The organism is Croceimicrobium sp., from assembly GCF_965228705.1.
Taxonomy (GTDB): Bacteria; Bacteroidota; Bacteroidia; order Flavobacteriales; family Schleiferiaceae; genus Croceimicrobium.
The window spans coordinates 1,128,448-1,148,034 of record NZ_OZ245832.1; the positions used below are offsets into that span (position 1 = coordinate 1,128,448).

18 protein-coding genes are annotated in these 19,587 nt (G+C 42.9%); 6 read left to right on the forward strand and 12 right to left on the reverse strand.

What is annotated here, in order from left to right; translation table 11 throughout:
- Positions 1-2 precede the first annotated feature (2 nt).
- The 3 genes from msrB to rplS all read left to right on the forward strand — a co-directional run bounded on the left by msrB (position 3) and on the right by rplS (position 1,700).
- A complete protein-coding gene (gene msrB, locus ACO05P_RS05040) occupies positions 3-521 on the forward strand; it encodes a peptide-methionine (R)-S-oxide reductase MsrB (protein WP_421753814.1) in 519 nt (172 codons plus the stop codon).
- A gap of 38 nt (positions 522-559) precedes the next feature.
- Positions 560-1,246, forward strand: coding sequence for a tRNA (guanosine(37)-N1)-methyltransferase TrmD (gene trmD / locus ACO05P_RS05045; RefSeq protein WP_421753816.1), 687 nt, complete (start codon positions 560-562; stop codon positions 1,244-1,246).
- A 106-nt stretch (positions 1,247-1,352) separates the two neighbouring features.
- Positions 1,353-1,700, forward strand: coding sequence for a 50S ribosomal protein L19 (rplS, locus tag ACO05P_RS05050; protein WP_421753818.1), 348 nt, complete (start codon positions 1,353-1,355; stop codon positions 1,698-1,700).
- A gap of 285 nt (positions 1,701-1,985) precedes the next feature.
- On the opposite strand, the gene ACO05P_RS05055 is transcribed toward rplS, so the two are convergent.
- The 7 genes from ACO05P_RS05055 to ACO05P_RS05085 form a co-directional block, all read right to left on the reverse strand.
- Positions 1,986-3,965, reverse strand: coding sequence for an OmpA family protein (locus tag ACO05P_RS05055; protein WP_421753819.1), 1,980 nt, complete (start codon positions 3,963-3,965; stop codon positions 1,986-1,988).
- Positions 3,940-6,741, reverse strand: a complete 2,802-nt coding sequence (locus tag ACO05P_RS05060; RefSeq protein WP_421753821.1) for an AsmA-like C-terminal region-containing protein — start codon at positions 6,739-6,741, stop codon at positions 3,940-3,942. Before ACO05P_RS05060 ends, ACO05P_RS05055 begins: the two co-directional genes overlap by 26 nt.
- An 11-nt stretch (positions 6,742-6,752) precedes the next feature.
- Positions 6,753-8,204 carry a dicarboxylate/amino acid:cation symporter gene (locus ACO05P_RS05065; protein WP_421754884.1) on the reverse strand — a complete coding sequence of 484 codons (1,452 nt, stop codon included), beginning with the start codon at positions 8,202-8,204 and terminating at the stop codon, positions 6,753-6,755.
- Entirely contained in the window at positions 8,198-9,265 is a 1,068-nt protein-coding gene (gene aroC, locus ACO05P_RS05070; protein ID WP_421753823.1) for a chorismate synthase, read from the reverse strand. The genes ACO05P_RS05065 and aroC overlap by 7 nt, the downstream gene beginning before the upstream one ends.
- A 253-nt stretch (positions 9,266-9,518) precedes the next feature.
- Positions 9,519-10,409: a helix-turn-helix domain-containing protein gene (locus ACO05P_RS05075; protein ID WP_421753824.1), complete on the reverse strand. Its 891-nt coding sequence runs from the start codon at positions 10,407-10,409 to the stop codon at positions 9,519-9,521.
- 238 nt (positions 10,410-10,647) lie between these two features.
- Positions 10,648-12,036 carry a dihydrolipoyl dehydrogenase gene (lpdA, locus tag ACO05P_RS05080; RefSeq protein ID WP_421753826.1) on the reverse strand — a complete coding sequence of 463 codons (1,389 nt, stop codon included), beginning with the start codon at positions 12,034-12,036 and terminating at the stop codon, positions 10,648-10,650.
- Positions 12,037-12,118: 82 nt separating this feature from the next.
- Entirely contained in the window at positions 12,119-12,505 is a 387-nt protein-coding gene (locus tag ACO05P_RS05085) for a Rid family detoxifying hydrolase (RefSeq protein WP_421753827.1), read from the reverse strand.
- Positions 12,506-12,530: 25 nt separating this feature from the next.
- Between ACO05P_RS05085 and ACO05P_RS05090 the strand changes: the two genes are divergently transcribed.
- Positions 12,531-13,106, forward strand: a complete 576-nt coding sequence (locus tag ACO05P_RS05090) for an anthranilate synthase component II (protein WP_421753829.1) — start codon at positions 12,531-12,533, stop codon at positions 13,104-13,106.
- A gap of 4 nt (positions 13,107-13,110) precedes the next feature.
- Positions 13,111-13,440 carry a zinc-ribbon domain-containing protein gene (locus ACO05P_RS05095; protein WP_421753831.1) on the forward strand — a complete coding sequence of 110 codons (330 nt, stop codon included), beginning with the start codon at positions 13,111-13,113 and terminating at the stop codon, positions 13,438-13,440.
- A 2-nt stretch (positions 13,441-13,442) separates the two neighbouring features.
- Here ACO05P_RS05095 and gyrB read toward each other — a convergent pair whose 3' ends face one another.
- The 4 genes from gyrB to ACO05P_RS05115 form a co-directional block, all read right to left on the reverse strand.
- The gene (gene gyrB, locus ACO05P_RS05100; protein ID WP_421753833.1) at positions 13,443-15,386 is read right to left on the reverse strand and encodes a DNA topoisomerase (ATP-hydrolyzing) subunit B; all 1,944 of its coding nucleotides are present in this window, start codon (positions 15,384-15,386) and stop codon (positions 13,443-13,445) included.
- Between the two features lie 246 nt (positions 15,387-15,632).
- The gene (locus tag ACO05P_RS05105) at positions 15,633-16,448 is read right to left on the reverse strand and encodes an enoyl-ACP reductase FabI (protein ID WP_421753835.1); all 816 of its coding nucleotides are present in this window, start codon (positions 16,446-16,448) and stop codon (positions 15,633-15,635) included.
- 43 nt (positions 16,449-16,491) lie between these two features.
- Positions 16,492-17,313, reverse strand: a complete 822-nt coding sequence (locus tag ACO05P_RS05110) for a rhomboid family intramembrane serine protease (protein ID WP_421753836.1) — start codon at positions 17,311-17,313, stop codon at positions 16,492-16,494.
- A 3-nt stretch (positions 17,314-17,316) separates the two neighbouring features.
- Positions 17,317-17,856, reverse strand: coding sequence for a DUF4199 domain-containing protein (locus ACO05P_RS05115; RefSeq protein WP_421753838.1), 540 nt, complete (start codon positions 17,854-17,856; stop codon positions 17,317-17,319).
- Positions 17,857-17,973: 117 nt separating this feature from the next.
- On the opposite strand from ACO05P_RS05115, the gene ACO05P_RS05120 reads away from it, so the two are divergent.
- Positions 17,974-19,128 (forward strand): cytochrome-c peroxidase, encoded by a 1,155-nt coding sequence (locus ACO05P_RS05120; RefSeq protein ID WP_421753839.1) that lies wholly within the window; start codon positions 17,974-17,976, stop codon positions 19,126-19,128.
- Here ACO05P_RS05120 and ACO05P_RS05125 read toward each other — a convergent pair.
- Positions 19,125-19,478, reverse strand: a complete 354-nt coding sequence (locus tag ACO05P_RS05125) for an SdpI family protein (RefSeq protein WP_421753840.1) — start codon at positions 19,476-19,478, stop codon at positions 19,125-19,127. The two genes, ACO05P_RS05120 and ACO05P_RS05125, sit on opposite strands and share 4 nt — an antisense overlap.
- Between the last annotated feature and the right edge of the window lie 109 nt (positions 19,479-19,587).

Consider the following 19,587-nt stretch of genomic DNA (forward strand, 5'->3'; position numbering starts at 1 on the left):
TTATGAGAACAAAGGCCCTAATTTTATTCTTGAGCATTGTAAGTGTATCCTGCCAAGCTCAGGAAACTAATCCCAAAGACAGTGTCGCTATGAAACCTAATGTAGAGAAATCCGATGCCCAATGGAAAAGTGATCTTAGCCCTGAGGAATACTACATTCTAAGAGAAGCGGGCACAGAAAGGCCCTTCAGTGGTAAGTACAATCTCCATTTTGAAGAAGGCGAATACAAATGTGCTGCCTGTGGAGCTGTACTCTTTGATAGCGACAGTAAATTCGAATCGCATTGCGGTTGGCCTAGTTTCGACAATGTGGCCGATAATGATGCGATTATCGAAAGAGAAGATCGCAGCTTAGGTATGGTGCGAACTGAGGTGATCTGTGCGAATTGTGGTGGGCACTTAGGTCATGTTTTTAATGATGGCCCCACAGAAACCGGTATGCGTTATTGCATTAATTCGGTGGCCCTGGATTTTAAGGATAAGTCTGAAACTAGCAGCGATAGCACCGCAAGCCATAAGTAATTCCTTTTTTAAAGCTTTGGCTAAGCTATCTTTGCCCCATGCGAATTGATATCATTAGTGCACAACCTTGGTTAATGGAAAGTGCATTTGCGCACTCCATTCTGAAAAGAGCCCAGGACAAAGGTTTAGTAGAAGTTCATCTTCATAACCTCAAAGAATACGGCTTGGGTAAACATCATCAAATTGATGATTACCAGTTTGGAGGAGGCGCCGGCATGGTGATGATGGTAGAACCTATCTTAAATCTAATTCAAGATTTACAGAAAGAACGAAGCTACGATGAGCTTATCTACATGACTCCGGATGGTGATTTATTCGATCAGAAAACAGCGAATCAATTAAGCTTAAAGGAAAATATCCTCATTCTTTGTGGTCATTATAAAGGTGTTGATCAACGCATTCGAGATCATATCATTAGCCGGGAAATTTCAATCGGAAGTTATGTATTAAGTGGCGGTGAACTGGCCGCTGCAGTAGTAAGTGATGCTATAATCCGATTGGTACCGGGAGTTTTAGGCGATGAAAGCTCAGCTCTTTCTGATTCCTTTCAGGATGATTTGCTGGCCCCCCCTGTATATACTCGGCCTGCTGAGATTAATGGCTGGAAAGTACCGGAAATCCTATTAGGGGGGAACTTTCCCGAAATTGAAGCCTGGCGAGAAGCTAAAGCTCTGGAAATCACCCAAAGAAAAAGGCCCGATCTTTTAAAGGACGATTCTTTGTAAGAACATTGATTTATCGTAATATTGCAGCCCCAAAAATGGGCAAGGGTGGCCAACCTCTGGCAAGAGCTGTGCATGTTGTCTATCCTCAAAATTAATTTTACTAAGAATGGATTTAGTACAATACGTTCAGGATCAGTACACTACCAAGAACGAATTTCCTGAATTTGCAGCAGGTGACACCATCACTGTTTACTACAAAATTACCGAGGGTAATAAAGAGCGTATTCAGTTCTTCCGCGGTGTAGTATTACAACGTCGTGGTAATGGTACCACCGAAACTTTTACCATCCGTAAAATGAGTGGTAACGTTGGTGTAGAGCGTATCTTCCCATTGAACATGCCTGCACTCGACAAAATTGAAATCAACAAACGTGGTAAAGTACGTCGCGCACGTATCTTCTATCAACGTGAACGTACCGGTAAAGCTGCACGAATTAAAGAAAGAAGAATGTAGCCTTTACTTCGGGATAATATCTAAGCCGCTCTTTTGTAGCGGCTTTTTTTATGCCCGGAATTATGCCACAAGAAAGAAACCCCCGCGGATTTAAAATCCTCGACCGTTATAAGAAACCTAAGAAATCGATCAGTCTATTCGCTAAGAACGGATCGCGTTTCGTTGTATTAATCAATTATTATTTCTGGGGCCTTTGCTTCCGAAGTCGTTGGTTCGAATTCAACGACCTACAGCAGGCCCGAGATGTGTTTCATCGTCTGAAGCGTGAAAAAAACCCGGAGTATATCAGCGGGCCGTTATTACAAAAACAGTCCGCCGGTTTTTAGCTCTCCCGGCTTCGTCTTCGTTATCTGCCAGGGGCCGACTCTCACCGTAGCCGTGCCAGCTTAAACGTGAAGCATTCAAGCCTAAGTCGATTGCATACTGATAAACCGCCTTAGCACGATCTTTAGAGAGCTGTAAATTGCTTTGCTGATCGCCTACATTGTCTGTATGCCCTTGAATGTCGGCGCGTAATGCCGAATTCTCTTTCATGAATAATACAAACTCCTCAATGATACTCTTCGAAGCTGCATTTAATCGCGAGGAATTGCTTTCAAACTGAATATCATTCAAGGTATATTCACGACCAACTTCCATAGGCGCTAATTCTAAATTGGCTTCCACCGTGGGCTTCGCGCTTAGCTCAGAATCTGAAATGTATCGCGAACTAAAGGCAGCCCCCTTCTTTTCTACCTTCACTATATAATCAGTGGCCTCCTTCTTCTCTATCACCCGGGCATAGGAGCCGGTTTGGGCATCAACCTTAATTTCAGTTACTTCTTTAGTCTTAAGGTTCTTGATCTTTACCGATGCATCTTGCATATCCTCACCATCAGCAATATCAAGTGTTCCTTGTAATAAGAAAACCTCCTCCGGACGTGCCTCTTCCGGCATTTCAAAAGAATAGAGATCCCATCCGGTGTTTGCTCTCAATGTATTGCTGGAAAAATATCCAGTTTTCCCGTCCAAACTCACGAACAATCCTAAATCATCCTTTTCGCCATTTATAGGGTACCCAATATTAGAGGGGGCTTGCCAGGAGCTATCAGTGGCCCGGGCATAAAAAATATCAAAACCGCCCAGACCAGGGTGACCATTACTGGTGAAGTATAAAGTCTCGGAATCACTGTGAATGAATGGTGATTTTTCATCGCGACGAGTATTAATTCGCGCATCTAAAAGCTCCGGTGCCGACCAGCTTCCATCGGCTTTTCGCTTACAACGGTATAAGTCCAAACCTCCAATTCCGCCTTCGCGATCGGAAGTGAAATACAACCAATCCCCATTGGCGGTTACCGAAGCCTGGGATTCCCAAGTGTCCTTACGGTTGATGTGATCCCCTACCGAACGAGGCGTACTCCAATAGCCGAGCATGTCCTTTTCCGTATAATAGATATCACAGTTTTTATAGCCATCCAAGTCCTCACAAACGGTAAAGTACAATTCTGTATTATCCGCGGTAATACTAGGCCCCCCCTCATTATAATTCGTGTTAAAAGGACTGGGTAAAGGTGCTCCTTCCTCAAATGTGCCATCTCTTTGTAGGTTCGATGCACAAAACTCCTCTACCATACGAGCTGAAGCAGCCGGCCCGGATTTACGATCAATTTTACGAGAACGACGGGTAAAATATAAGGTGCGCTGATCGGGTGAAATAGTGGCCAGGTACTCATCTGCAGTGGTACTTACACGTTGTACGGGCTTCGGATCAAAAACCAGCTCATTTTGCAATAGGGCTTGTTTCTTTTTTGCCTCTTCCAATGCTGCCTTGGCTTCCTTGTCGTAGCCAAAATCTCTTTCCTGGTTAGCCAGAAATTGCTCAATTAGTGGTATTGCCTTATCAAGCTTATTGTCTTCCAAATACATAACTCCTAAGAAATAGGCAATCTCAGGCTTGTAAGAGGGACAAACTTCCAGCAATTTGCTCCATAGGAATTGAGCCTTGCGAACATCTCTTTGTCTTAGTTTCAACTCCCCTAAGAGATAAAGGGCATCCGCATAAGTAGGATCAAAACGCACCGCTTTTTCTAAATAGCGTTCAGTCTCACGGTAGTTCTTTTGATTCCAGGCACGAATTGCTTTAGGTAGCTGGCTGCTGGCCAACTCCTCTACATTTTGTTCACATTCCCCCAATTCTGGTGCTTGTGCCAGACCAGCCGAAGCAAATACTAAGCTTAAAACAAGGATTCCAAATATTCTAAATCTGAGCTTTGGCTCGGGCATCTTCTATTAACTTTTGTTTTTGTTCTTCGGCCGCTTTAATCAAGTCATTCGCTTGTTGGGCTGCCTCATCTTCTAGCTTTTGAGCCTTTTCATTGGCTTCTTTGCGAGCTTTCTCTGCCAGTGGTTTAGCGGCTGCTTGCTTAAGCGGATTATTTCCGGCCTCATCCATAATTTTTTGTGCCGCCTGTTCTCCGGAAGCTCTTAGCTTATCAGCCTGTTTTTTTGCCTCTGCCTTTAATTGATCTCCTCGGGCCTTGGCTTCAGCAATGAGCTTATCGCCTTGCTCTTCCGCCGCCTTTACCAATTCATCCAGCTTCTTATTAACTTCCTCCTTTACTTGAGTTTTAACACTATCCACCGCCTGATTAAGCTTTTGTTTCAGCTCCTCGCCTAATTGCTTTTTAAGATCTCCTAAACTTGGTCGAACTTCAGGACTGGTGGCCGTTCCGCCAATCTTAACGGTTAAAGGAATAGTACCACTGCTAAGGCTTTGAAACTGCTTCAAATAGGCATCAGCCTTAAGGCCTGATAATGGAATGCTGGTATTTAAGTCAAAATCCAATTCCTGAGCCAAGCTCATACTTCCACCTAATTCAGCCTTCTGGCCCGCCATTTTAAAGTCGAAAGGCTCCACTTTTAATTGACCATCCTCCAGGGTAAATTCCAGATCAATATCACTCACCTTTAACTGACGATAATCGGGATTCTTTAAGAAAGTAGCCAATTGATCAAATACCTTACCTCCGGTTTGAACGCTCTTAGTTGCCAAGGAACCACTGGCATTTACACTATTCATTTGGGGCGACATATCCGAACCCAAAAGCGTACTCATGCTCAAATCCATGGTATAGCGACCTTCCATATTCTTCATAATTGGCGCTATTTGCTTTACCATATCTAAGGCTTCATAGCTTTCGCGGAAGGAGAAACCTTCAATGGCAAAATCAAATTCTGCTAAGGGTAGTTCAGGCTTGGAATCATAGCCACCATTCATGCGCATTGCGCCTCCCAACATTTGCATTTTCACATTTTCTAAAGACGCACGGCCCTCTTTCAATCGCACTCCCCCTACTAATTGGGAAATTCGAATTTGATCATAAAGCAAGGAATCCACCTTGGCATTTAGATGAAAGTCAATATTCTCCGGCAATCGAATAACGGCTAGAGCTGCTGTATCACTTTCTACTGCATCGGTACTGGCTTCCGTACTTTCTTCTCCAGCCAGGGCCAGTAAATCCAAGCGAGGGCTATAAAATTCTAATTCTCCTCTGAGTAATTCATCACGTAATGCATAGGAAAGCAAATTATCCAACTGCCCTTGCATTTCCATAGTATTACCTTCATAAATTAAGGTAGTGGGCCCCAATTTGGCCATTTGCGGACTAAGGCTTAATTCGGCCTTTGGCAAACTGATTTCCATCCCCAGGCTATCCCCGCCAAACTGCAAATTACTGGCTTTGGCATAACCCCCGGCTTTGAGCGCATCGTACTGCTCATTGTCGATCATCGAAAGCCGCCCGGAAGCATTCATGTCCATATCTATCACCCCGGCCATTTCATAACCTTCCATGGGTAAGGCTTTGCTTAGATCTTCCAAATTGGCCTTAGCTTGAGCCAGGAATTTAAAGTCGGGATCTCGCATGGGGTCTTTTAAATCCAAGCTTCCGCTGATCTGACTTCCTGCAACCTTCGCTTCCATCCGAGGAATATGCAAGGCCATATTATCCAGATTGCGACTCTTATTTACAAGTTGGAAATCGATATTTACATCAGAAACCGCAGAAGGTAAATCAGGATATTGGAAAAAGCCTTCACGTATCATCAAGTTAATATTGAAGCTTGGGTAAATTTCATTGATGTACTTCCCTTGCACCAGTCCATTCAATTTAAATTCACCAGAAGTCTTTAAGCTTTCAAAATCCTTATAATACAAGGCTGGGATCAAAGAGATTAAGCTTTTAAAACTATTATCCGGGCTATTGAATTTTAAGTCCATATCGATAGACTCATCCGGCATTGCCAGCCAACCCTCAAAATTGAGTTGCAAGCCATTTAGACTCACATAGTTCTTGCCAAAATTGAAACGGAACTTATCCTGGATGAGGTCCATGTCAAAATCAGATTCCAAATGAACCCGACTCAGATAGTCCATTCCTTCCATACTAAAGCTCATGGCTTCCACTTCGGTATGGGTTTTTAAGCCCACCACATTTTCAGTGAAATCCCCACTACCAGCATGGTTTAGACCTTGAAGGGCAAAGGTCATATCCCCTTCTAAATCGCGGTAATTTAAATTGATATTATTCAACTCATAAGAGGAAAGCGCTAAATGGAAAGGCGTGCTTTCACCACTTTGAACGGTATCAGCAGAAGCTTCAGTCTCTTTCATGATATCGAAATTGGCCTTACCATTTTCGAGGATTAAAACATTAAGATCCAAATCATTAACTGCGATTTTCTCAATGCGATAGCTTTCGCCGGAAAGAACTGACATTAGATCTATAGACAGACTAAACTCCCCTGCGGATAATAGCTTTTCACCTTCAAATTCTTCTATTCCCGAAATCTCTAAACCTTCCAGGCTAAAGCCGAAATAGGGAAAGGTGGTAATGAGGGAAAGATCTACATCCTTAAAATCAAATTTAGCATTGAGGTTGGCATTGGCTTCCTGCTTGATTCGCTCCAAGATGGAGTCTTTAAATACAATAGGTAATACCATGGCACTAGCCAGGAGCAATACAATTAGGAAGAAGAGAAATCTAAAAATTCTTTTCATAGCCAAGGGATTTAGGGATTAACGTCAGGGTCGAAGGTATCGTCTGTTTTATGGTCCGGACGATAATTGAGCAGGTTTTCGCGAGCTGCGATGATGGATGAAACGGTAGCATCACCGGTTACATTCACCACGGTACGGCACATATCTAAAATTCGATCTACTGGTAAAATAATAGCAATCCAGGCTGGGTTTAAGCCTACCGATTGCAATACGATAATGAGCATTACCAATCCGGCACTGGGTACGGCAGCCGAGCCGATTGAAGCCAATGTTGCGGTAAGGACAATAGTTAACTGCTGAGCTAAGCTCAAATCAATCATATGGAACTGTGCCAAAAACACAACGGCCACTGCCTGATACAAACTGGTACCATCCATATTTACCGTAGCACCAATGGGTAATACAAAGCTGGTAATCTTCTTGTCTACCCCTAGGTTATCTTCTACACATTCCATGGTTACAGGCAAGGTAGCGGCAGATGAGGAAGTGGAAAAAGCCAAAGTTTGAGCCGGGCTCATTGCTTTAAAGAAACCTTTGTAAGGAATAACCCGCACTATCATTTTCAGGATTAGTGGATATATCAAAAAGATCATCATTACTAATCCGAGAAACACTACTGCCGAATACCAGCTTAATCCTTTAAAAATTTCCAAGACCTTGGAAACATCATCACCGGCCATTTTACTGATGGTTCCAGCTAAAAGGGCAAATACAAAGAAAGGGGCCGCTTGCATAATCAGGTCTACCATCTTTAGTAGCACTTCCATCACTCCATTTACAAAGTTTACTACAGGAACTCCCCGATCCTGGGGGATGAACAAAAGACTGATTCCAAAGAATAAAGCGAAGAAAATAACCTGAAGCATTTTACCATTATCGCTCAAGGCTCCAAAAATGTTCGAAGGAATAATTTCCACCAATTGTTGCAGAGGTCCTGCTTCCTTGGTCTGATTGGCGATTTCCATTTTTGCTCGCACCTCAGGATCAATCACCACCAGAGCTTCACTTTCACTCAAACGCTCAATGCGATCAGCATACTTTACATCTTGAAGGAAATGAATATTATCCTTTACTTCAATCTGATTCTGATCCGCCCATAATTCATAACGAATGCGATTGTCGACGCGACTATCTTCATCTACTATTTTACCTGGACTGATTGTATTCACTAAAATCAAACCCAGGCTAACTGCTAAAATGGTAGTGACAAAATAAAAGGCTAAAGTTCTAATCCCCATCCGTCCCAGACTGGAGGGATCACCCAATCCGGTAACACCCGAAATGATGCTAAAAAAAACCAGGGGTACCGCAATTAATTTCAAGAGATTAATGAAAATGGTCCCGAAGGGTTCAATCCAATCAATGGTAAATTGACTCCAACCTAAATAGCTACTCAGGATGGCCCATATTACTCCTAATGCCAGGCCAATCAATATCTTCCAGTGTAGCGCTATCTTCATAATTCTATTTTAGAGGTACGGTTTAATAAATAATAATCGGCAATTACCAGGGCCGCCATCGCCTCAACAATGGGTACAGCTCTAGGAACCACGCAAGGGTCATGACGACCTTTACCTTTTATGTTTACAGTTTCCCCATCTTCATTCAGGCCCTGTTGATCTCGCATCAATGTTGCTACGGGCTTAAAGGCCACTCGGAAGATTAAATCCTCGCCAGTACTCAAACCTCCTTCTACACCACCAGCATGATTTGTTTTGCGATTGCCGGCTTCGTCATAAGTGTCATTGTGCTCAGATCCGGTCATAGTAGCCGCTTTAAAGCCTTCACCAATCTCAAATCCTTTAACAGCATTAATACTCATCATAGCTTTAGCAAGTTCTGCCGGCAGCTTATCAAAAACGGGCTCTCCCAATCCAGGGGGCAAGCCTTCAATATGGCAAGTGATGATCCCTCCTAAGGAGTCACCTACTTTGCGTGCCGCTAAAATAGCCGCTTCAAAGGTTTCCGCTGTTTTTGGATCTGGACAACGCACATCATTGGCATCAATCTGTTCCAAATCCGGAATTAAGGCAGCATCCATTTGATGCGGTCCTACCGCAGAAACGTAGGCCCTAATCTTCACTTCGGGAATAATTTGCATGGCCAAAGCGCCAGCGGCTACACGCACCGCCGTTTCACGGGCCGAAGATCTTCCCCCTCCTCGATAATCTCTATGACCATATTTTTGGCTATAGGTACGATCTGCATGAGAAGGACGATAATTATCCTTTAAATGATCATAATCCTTGCTACGGGAATCATCATTGGGAATTAAAAGCCCAATGGGAGTTCCAGTACTTTTTCCTTCAAAGACACCCGATAAAATTTGTAAGCTATCGCTTTCTTTCCGCTGGCTGCTCAATCGAGACTGTCCAGGTTTACGTCGATCTAATTGCGCTTGCACGGCTTCGAGGTCCAGTTCAAGTCCAGCGGGAAAACCATCCAGGATACCGCCAATTGCCGGGCCATGAGACTCACCAAAAGTGCTTAAGCGTAAGACTTTTCCAAAAGTATTTCCGGGCATAGTAACAAAGAAAGCAAATAGGCCCTGAAATTACATTCTGTTTTTCGTTTGTAAGAAAATCAAAGCAGGAAATCTTGCTGAGAATGTAAAAAAGAAAACCCGCAGCAAGAGCGGGTTTTCAGGATAACCAATAAATCAAAGCTAGCTTTGATCAGGCAAGACGATTTCAAAAAAGTTTTAGTGCGAATAAATACTTTGAAACATCTATACACAAAACGGAATAAATGATTCTAGCGTTGGGCATTTATCAATTTTATACGCTTAAAACTTCATTTTTTTTTGACCACTGACTGGGACTGCATCCTACTTCCCTTTTAAAAGCTTTGGAAAAGGTTGGTAAATCATTGTAAGCCAGCATGGTTGATATCTCCAATACTGAGTACTTATCCTCCTCTAGTAATTCCTTCGCTCGAGCGATTCTCCACTCCACTAAATGACGGGTAGGACTATTTCCAGTTGCTTTTTTATACTGACGCTGAAAATGAAAGGGTGACATTGCCACTTCTTTGGCGATATCCTCAAGCTTTAAGGCTTTATGAAGATTGTCTCGCATAAATTTTCGGGCCGCCATAACCTTTCGAATCAGAGCCTGGCGCGTAGAAGGGTTAAATTCCTTTAATCGACGATTATATCCTATTAACTCCCAATCTATTTCCATTAACATCTCTTCGAGGATTGATTCAAACCCTGCTAAATCGATCTTATGCAAGTCATCTTGCAGATCACTACAAATGGATTTTAATTTTTGATTGAGATGAGTTCCTCTTTCAAATCGCAATTCTGGAATTTTCTCAAAGGCACTGAAATTATAATCGATGATCTTTTGCTGCTTTAATACCTGAAAGAGATCTTGAAGTTCTTCTTCTTGATAATATACACAAAGCCCACGTGAAAGCTTAGAAGCTTCAAAGTGATACGCTTTGCTGTATTTAAGGTTTATAAAGAGGGATTCACCGGGAGCTAAATGAAACTTTTTACCATTCAACCAATAGGTTTCGTGGCTATTATAGGCGTACTTAATACTGTAGCCTTCATTTCGATCCAGGCAGGAGTCAGAAAAATCTTTTACAAAATGACCTTGCAGAATAGGCCTTTCTAATAACAGGTGTTCTTGGACTCCTTCCCTCAAGCTCAAACTTGCCATAATACAATATTTGACGCCCGAGTAGCAGTTGGGAAGAATAAACGGTTAGTGGGGCTAATTTTTAAAAATAAATGCAGTTAAAATGTTAAAGTCCCCTTTTTAACACCGCCTTAGCGGTTTTTTAAGATTTCAAGCACCCGTTTTTGTCAGTTCTTGCGAAAAGAAAAAATCCCTGATCGCAATAAGAATACGATCAGGGATTTCAAATGGTTTGTTTCCCTATGGAATCTTTCTTCCTCTAGAGGTGAATTACTTCATCATAGGCAGCAGCCGCTGCTTCCATCACCGCTTCACTCATGGTTGGATGCGGGTGAACAGATTTAACGATTTCCATGCCGGTGGTTTCCAATTTACGAGCTACAACCGCTTCGGCAATCATCTCAGTTACATTGGCTCCAATCATGTGGCAACCTAAGAACTCTCCGTATTTAGCATCGAAAATTACTTTCACGAATCCATCTGCATGACCTGCTGCTTTGGCTTTACCACTAGCACTGAAGGGGAATTTACCCACCTTCACCTCATAGCCAGCTTCTTTCGCAGCTTTCTCAGTCATTCCCACTGATGCTACCTCAGGAGAACAATAGGTACAGCCTGGGATATTGCCGTAATCTAGTGGTTGTGGATGATGACCGGCGATTTTCTCAACGCAAATAATACCTTCTGCGGAAGCTACGTGCGCTAAAGCCTGACCTGGTACACAGTCGCCAATGGCATAATAGCCTTCAACATTGGTTTTATAGAAATCGTCTACCTTGATCTTTCCTTTTTCGGTTTGGATACCTACTTCTTCGAGACCGATATTTTCAATATTAGCTTGAACACCAACGGCAGAAAGCACTACATCACATTCGATATTGCTTTCGCCTTTTTTGTTCTTCACTTTAACCACGCATCCCTCACCGCTGGTATCAACTCCTGTTACTTCGGCATTGGTCATGATTTTAATTCCGGCTTTCTTAAAGCTACGCTCCAACTGCTTGGATACCTCTTCATCCTCTACCGGAACGATGTTTGGCATATACTCTACAATGGTTACCTCCGTACCCATGGCTTTATAGAAATAAGCAAACTCTACCCCAATAGCACCGGACCCTACCACTACTAAACTCTTAGGCTGTTCGGGCAATACCATAGCCTGACGGTATCCGATGATCTTTTTACCATCTTGTGGTAAACTAGGAAGCTCACGGCTACGGGCACCAGTTGCGATAATCACATTCTTAGCGCTATAGGTTTGGCTTTTGCCATCGGCATCCTTAACCTCGATCTTTTTACCGGGAAGAACTTTCCCTTCTCCTTTAATTACTTCGATTTTGTTCTTTTTCATCAGGAATTGTACACCATTGCTCATTCCCTCTGCTACGCTACGGCTACGTTTCACCACAGCGCCAAAATCTTTATCGGCATTATCCACCTTCAGACCGTAGTCTTCAGCATGGTTGATGTATTCAAATACGTTGGCACTTTTTAGCAAAGCTTTAGTTGGAATACAACCCCAGTTGAGGCAAATCCCGCCCAGGCTTTCGCGTTCTACGATGGCTGTTTTTAAGCCTAATTGTGAAGCGCGAATAGCGGTAACGTATCCTCCAGGGCCGCTACCTAATACGATCAAATCAAATTCCATTGAAATATGCTTTAATGATTGTAGAATTTGGAAGCCACAAATTTAGCAGAAAAGAAGCAAGGCTCCCTCCCCCTAAGGGCTTTTATCCCTTACGAATGGCGATTGCTGATATCTCGATATTTACATTCTTAGGTAATACCGCTACCTGCACTGTTTCGCGAGCTGGCGCATTAGCCTCATCGAAGTATTCGGCATATACAGCATTGATCGCCTGAAATTGATTCATATCGCTAATGAAGATGCTGCATTTTAAAACATCATTCATTTCGCATCCGGCGGCCGCCAAAACCGCCTTTAAATTATCCAAAACCTGACGGGTTTCAGCTTCTATATTATCCGTAATTAAGTCTCCGCTTTGAGGATGAATGGCAATTTGTCCGGAAGTAAAAACCTGATTTCCAAACACCGTAGCCTGCGAATAAGGACCAATCGGGGCTGGTGCCTGATCCGTATATACGATTTCTTTCATTTTTTCATCAATTTGCGCTCAAGTTATGAAGCTTTTACTGATCGATAATTACGACTCTTTCACCTATAATCTGGAGCATTATTTCAGCGCTTTGGGCGCCGATGTTGTGGTGAAACGCAATCGCGAATTCAGCCTTGAAGAAGTGGAGAATTATGATGCCGTTGTCCTCTCCCCTGGTCCGGGTTTACCGCAGGAGGCCGGAAATTGCATGGAACTTATCGATCGATACCATCGGACAAAACCGATTTTAGGAATTTGTTTAGGTGCACAGGCATTAGCGGAATATTTTGGAGCTGAGCTTTATAATCAGCAGGAAGTAGCGCATGGAGTTAGTCGTATTGTGCACCGAGAAGCTAATACCTGGCTTTTGAAGGGCTTGGAAGAAAGTTTTTCAGTGGGCCTTTACCACAGTTGGGCCATTCGTCCTCAAGCTGATTTTCTAAATCGCTTTAAAGTGGTTGCCCAACGTGCTAATTCCATTGTAATGGCTTTTGAAGATGAAGCTAATCCCATAGCTGGAATTCAATTTCATCCTGAAAGTATTATGACCGAAGGCGGACGTGAAATGTTGATGAATTGGATGAATAAAATTGAACTTTAAAAGGATGATATTTATTTTCGGATACGATCAAAAGGATAATTTACTAGGCCCCACAGAAGAAAGAAAATGCCCGCATTGCCATAATACCTCATACTTTCAACTGCGGGAAATAAAGAATTTCATCAGCTTGTTCTTTATCCCTGTGATTCCAGTTAAGCGAAAGCTCATTGAGCACTGTCCCATTTGCAATTGGGCTCAAGAAATTCCGAAAACTTCCGAAAATTATTACCGCGATTTAGCAGCATTAAATCAAGCAGCAATTAATGGCTTAGCCGACGATGAATATCTGCGTCGCAAGGAGGCATTAAAAAAGCCCTCCGGAGAGGGCTTCTAATTTTATACGTCGATTTTAGCGTATTTCGCATTCTTTTCGATGAATTCCCGACGAGGGGGTACATCGTCTCCCATTAACATGGAGAATATACGATCTGCCTCAGCAGCACTATCGATTGTTACTCTACGCATTGTGCGTTTCTCAGGATCCATAGTGGTTTCCCACAATTGCTCAGCGTTCATCTCACCAAGACCCTTATAGCGTTGTACCCCTACAGAAGATTTGTTTTCACCTCCCATCTGACTGATCAAGGAATCTCGTTGATCATCATTCCAGGCGTATTCTTCTTTCTTGCCTTTCTTCACTAAGTATAAAGGTGGAGCGGCGATATAAATATTACCGGCTTCAATTAATTCCTTCATATAACGGAAGAAGAAAGTAAGTATCAAGGTGGCGATGTGGCTACCATCCACATCCGCATCACACATAATAATTACCTTGTGATAGCGCAATTTGGAAGTATTTAAGGCTTTAGAATCCTCTTCGGTTCCTACGCTTACTCCTAGAGCAGTAAAGATATTTTTGATCTCCTCGTTTTCGAAAACCTTGTGTTGCATGGCTTTCTCAACGTTTAGAATTTTACCTCGTAAAGGAAGAATGGCCTGGAAGTTACGGTCACGCCCTTGTTTGGCGGTACCACCGGCCGAATCACCCTCCACCAGGAAGATTTCACATACTGCAGGATCGGTTTCAGAACAATCGGAAAGTTTTCCGGGAAGGCTGGTACCTCCCATTACTGTTTTCCGTTGCACCATTTCGCGTGCTTTTTTCGCTGCCACACGCGCCTTAGCGGCCAGGATCACCTTTTGAACGATCATTTTGGCCTCATTGGGATTCTCTTCCAAATAATTGGAAAGCATTTCCCCTACCAATTGATCTACTGCTCCCGAAACTTCGGAGTTCCCTAATTTGGTTTTGGTCTGGCCTTCAAACTGAGGCTCCATAACCTTTACCGAAATTACGGCGGTAAGACCTTCACGGAAATCATCTCCGCTTACATCTACCTTCTCCTTGGTTAGCATACCACTTTCATCCGCGTAACGCTTCAGCGTACGGGTTAAAGCCCGACGGAATCCTGAAAGGTGGGTTCCCCCTTCATGGGTATTAATATTGTTTACATAAGAGTGGATATTCTCACTAAAGGAGGTATTGTAGTGCATCGCAACCTCTACGGGGATATCATTACGTTCCCCTTCCATGCTGATCACCTGAGGCATGAGTTTCTCGCGATTTTCGTCGATAAACTCCACGAATTCTCCCAGTCCACCTTCGCTAAAGAAACGATCACTCATATAGTTATCATCCTCATCAGTAACCCGCTTATCCGTTAAGGAAATACTAATCCCTTTATTCAAGAAAGCCAGTTCTCTTAAACGAGAGGCAAGAATTTCATACTGATATTCCAAGACCTGGAAAATGGTCGCATCAGGCTTAAAGCTTACGATGGTTCCGCGGTAATCCGTGCTACCATCTTCCTCAAGGGGATAATCAGGCACCCCGCGCTTATACTCTTGATGGTATTTTTTTCCTTGACGGTGAACATCAACTCTTAAATAATCAGAAAGAGCATTCACACAGGAAACCCCTACTCCGTGCAAACCTCCGGATACTTTATAGGAGTCTTTATCGAACTTACCACCGGCATGGAGAACAGTCATAACTACTTCTACAGCAGAGCGACCTTCTTTCTCGTGGATATCGGTGGGGATACCCCGACCATTATCCTTTACGGTAATAGAATTGTCTTCGTTAATAGTAACCTCAATGGTATCGCAGTAGCCGGCGAGGGCTTCATCAATGGAGTTATCTACAACCTCATATACTAAATGGTGTAGACCTTTAACTCCCACATCTCCGATATACATCGAAGGACGTTTACGAACCGCTTCCAGACCTTCCAGTACCTGAATGCTGCTAGCGCCGTAATCTTTTTGTACTTCACTCATATTCTTGCAGTTACGCTAAATGTGATAATTCTCAAAGATACCGAATTAGACCTAGCTTGAAAGCCTTTCCCAGTGCCTAATTGCAGGCTTTTTCCACATGTTTTTAACATTGGCTTAATGCCTGAGAACCTCAAGGGGGATATTTTCATTATAAGAGCTGAAATACAGTTAGCTAGACTGCTTTGAAGAGCACTAAAAAAAAGCCCCTCGAATTTCGAAGGGCTTTCTGTATAAGTATTTCTGTGCTTAATCTTCTTCGAAGCGCTCAATAACGGCTTCACTCACTCCGGTGCTGCTAAAGCCACCATCGTGGAAGAGGTTTTGCATGGTTACTTTTCGCGTAAGATCGCTAAAGAGTGAGATCGCATAATCAGCACAATCCTCTGCAGTAGCATTTCCTAAGGGGCTCATTTTCTCGGCATAATTAATAAAGCCTCCAAAGCCTTTTACGCCACTACCAGCGGTGGTTGGTGTTGGTGATTGGGAAATGGTATTCACCCGTACTTTATTGCGTACACCCCATTGATACCCGAAACTACGGGCAATGCTTTCCAAATAGGCTTTATTATCAGCCATGTCGTTATAATCGGGGAAAGTACGTTGTGCAGCAATATAGGTTAGTGCTAGAATACTACCCCAGTCATTCATAGCTTCACGTTGCCAAGCAACCTGCATCACACGATGGAAGGAAACGGCACTAACATCCCAGCCTTTGCTTAACCAGTCGTAGTTCAGATCGGTATAGGCTTTTCCTTTACGTACGTTCACACTCATTCCGATACTGTGGAGGATAAAATCCAATTTGCCTCCCAAAATGGACTCCGCCTTTTCGAAAAGGGTATTAAGATCTTCCATATTGGTAGCATCCGCAGGAATGACTTCCGAACCGGTTTTGGCTGCCAGATTATTAATTTCTCCCATACGCATGGCTACGGGAGCATTAGTCAAAACAAATTGAGCACCTTGTTCATGTGCCTTTTCGGCAATTTTCCAGGCGATAGAATCTTCATTCAAAGCTCCGAAGATGATTCCTTTCTTTCCAGCTAATAAGTTATTGGCCATTTTACTGATTTAGATGGGGCTAAAATACGTCTTTTAGACTGCTTCAATAATGATCGCGCAGGAATTGACGCTCTTGATCCGTAAGAGACTCTGGCCCCGAATGTTTTACCTTATCCAGTATCCGATTTAATTCCGCCTCTTGATCGGCTTTACGAGCTCGGTAACGATCATCTATCGTCATAGATTGACCCGGTCCACCGGTATTCCATTGCAATAATTGAGGACGAAAAAACAAGATTATCAAGAATACCAAACTGGGAACCGCTAGGTAAATAATCGTTAAGGTATTGGTTTGCATCACCTGAGGCTCCAGCAAGAGGGTTAGTAGTAATCCCGCCAAAGCACCCCCCAAATGAGCTTCATGCCCAATATTATCGTGCTGTTTACCAATACCGTAAATCGAATACAGTATAAATCCTAAACCGTATATCCAGGCTGGGAAAAAGAAGGGTAAAAAGAACATACTCAGCTCCATTCCCGGTTTCATAACGATCGCTGAGAATATAATTCCACTTATTGCTCCGGAAGCCCCTACCGCGCGATATTCAGGATTATTCTGATGGTAAAACCAAGCGAGTAAACTCCCGGCGGCCATGCTCCCGAAATACACCAAAACAAAATTGAGCATCCCCAGGGAGTCTTCCAAAGAGCCAGCGAAGATGTACAAGCTGAACATATTGAAAAAGAAATGGGTCCAATCAACATGGATAAACCCCGAGGTAAAAAGTCGATAATACTGCCCTGCTTTGAGGTCAGCTACTCTTAGAAGCATCGCCTCAAAACGTTGGCGATCCTGAAAAGCCAGAAAGGTGGTTAGAGCCGTTAATCCTAAAATTAAAAAGCCCGCAGTTTCCAATGATTGCATGGATCAAAGATGGCTTTTTTCCGTCTTACGAGCCAATACTGAATAGTAAAATGCATTGGCCAAGGCCATGATTAATCCAATAGGAAATATTTCAGCGGTTGTTAAGCCGAAACGCACCAGAAAACTATCCTCATAAGATTGCATAATTTGCTTTTGATTCGTGTAGCGCGCTTCTATTTCTAACTGCCCCAAACTACTGGCATCCAATCGTTCCTTCATTTCGGCTAAATAGGCAGTGACGTATTCATGACCATGATTGGCAAAATACATTTCCCACATCAGGGCATATATTACTGAAGCTATCAATACTATATAAAAGCCACCAATAAAAGCACGGGAAAAATTGATTTCGCCTAAAAACACCTTTTGCTGTAATAAGCGTACCGCAAAAAACAGAATTAGGCCAAATACCAAAATCATAAATAGGTAACGTAAGACTTCAGAACTTCCCGAATTAAGGTCTGAATTACCAACGTTTATAAAAAAACCAGAGCCAATTATTAAACCCGATAAGAGTCCAAAGGGCCAAATTACTTTGCGCATATTTTCAATAGAGTGAGGGGCTTGCAAAGTAGAAAATCGCGGGCTGATTTAAAATTCTTGGGGCTGCTGTTTAAACCATTTCCTTCTTCTTCAGTCCATCTAGGTAAATAAGCCATTATGACCAAGTCCATTTTCAGCCTTGCAATTGCTCTTTTACTCCTGAGCAGTTGCCAAAAAGACCGCAGCAATTCCGAGAATGCCAACAATGGGAAGGTATCTTCTGCCCTGAGTCCGAGCCTACCCGAAACCCCTTTCAATTACGCGCAACAAAATTTACCGAATTACCTTCTGGCAGGACCTGTGGCTAATGCCGATAATACCCCCGCCAATAATCCCATCACAAATGCAGGGGCAAGCTTGGGCAGAGTTTTGTTTTACGACAAGCAAATGAGCGCCAATGCCACCGTATCTTGTGCTTCCTGCCATCAAATAGAAAATGGATTTAGTGATCCGGCTACTCTAAGTTTTGGTTTTGCTAATGGAGAAACCGGTCGTCATTCTATGTCACTGGCGAATAGTCGCTATTATGCCAATGGTCATTTCTTTTGGGATGAAAGAGCCAACAGTCTTGAAGATCAGGTTTTAATGCCAATTCAGGATGGCGTAGAAATGGGAATGACCCTCGATAGCCTGATCCAGAGATTAGAAACTCTGGACTATTATCCGGAACTGTTTAGCGCCGCATTTGGTAGCACTGAGATCAATTCTGATCGCATCAGTAAGGCATTGGCTCAATTTGTTCGCAGTATCATAAGCTTTAATAGTAAATATGATCTGGGCTTGCAGCAGGTAAACAATCGCAATTTGGACTTCCCCAATTTTAGCGCCGAAGAAAATTTGGGTAAGAACCTGTTTTTTAGTCCCGCCATTGGTTGTGCTGCCTGCCACGGTACCGATGCATTTATCGCTCCTGGACCGCGTAATAATGGTTTGGACCTAAGCAATGATGACGATCAAGGAATTGGTGGTCAAAACGGAAACCCTAATCAGATAGGTCAGTTTAAGGTAGGATCATTAAAGAATATCGATTTAACGTCTCCTTATATGCACGATGGTCGATTTAGCAGCTTAGAAGAAGTAATAGAACATTATAGCACCGGAGTACAGAACAATCCTAATTTGAGTGGTCCCTTACGTTTACCTAACGGTGGAGTACGATTACTTAACCTAAGTGAAACGGAAAAGAGTGCTTTAGTCGCCTTCCTAAAAACTTTGAGTGATCCGGTATTGAATGCAGAGGAGAAATTTAGTGATCCTTTTCCTGAGTCCTAGAAGCGTTCTTTGGAGAATTTCTTCAACTTCACTTCGCTGCGATAGAGCTCTAAGCCAAAAGCAGCAATAAGAACGAAGCCAAAAAACAAAATGCCCATTTTATCATCTATTGGCGGCAAAAATGACCAAAGTGCTGCTAATAGAATGTGGTAAAATCCGATTCTAAAAAACATTTTAGGCAAGAGGGACTGAGCATAGTTCCAATTCCTTCTATTGCGCATAGACCGATCGGTCCGATAGCCATATAAGCTATTGGGCTTGCGGGCTGGAAAGAGTTTTGTGATCAATGCGACTAACCACATTAATGCTGCAAATCCAAGAAAAATTAGAAATACGATATCAATTCGCATTGTTGGTGTTTGGTATCTTCCAAATGTATCAAGTGCAATCCAATTCTAAAAATTTAAAATTTAAACTAGAGGTTAATTCTTAAAACGAGGACTTCACATTCCATAAAAA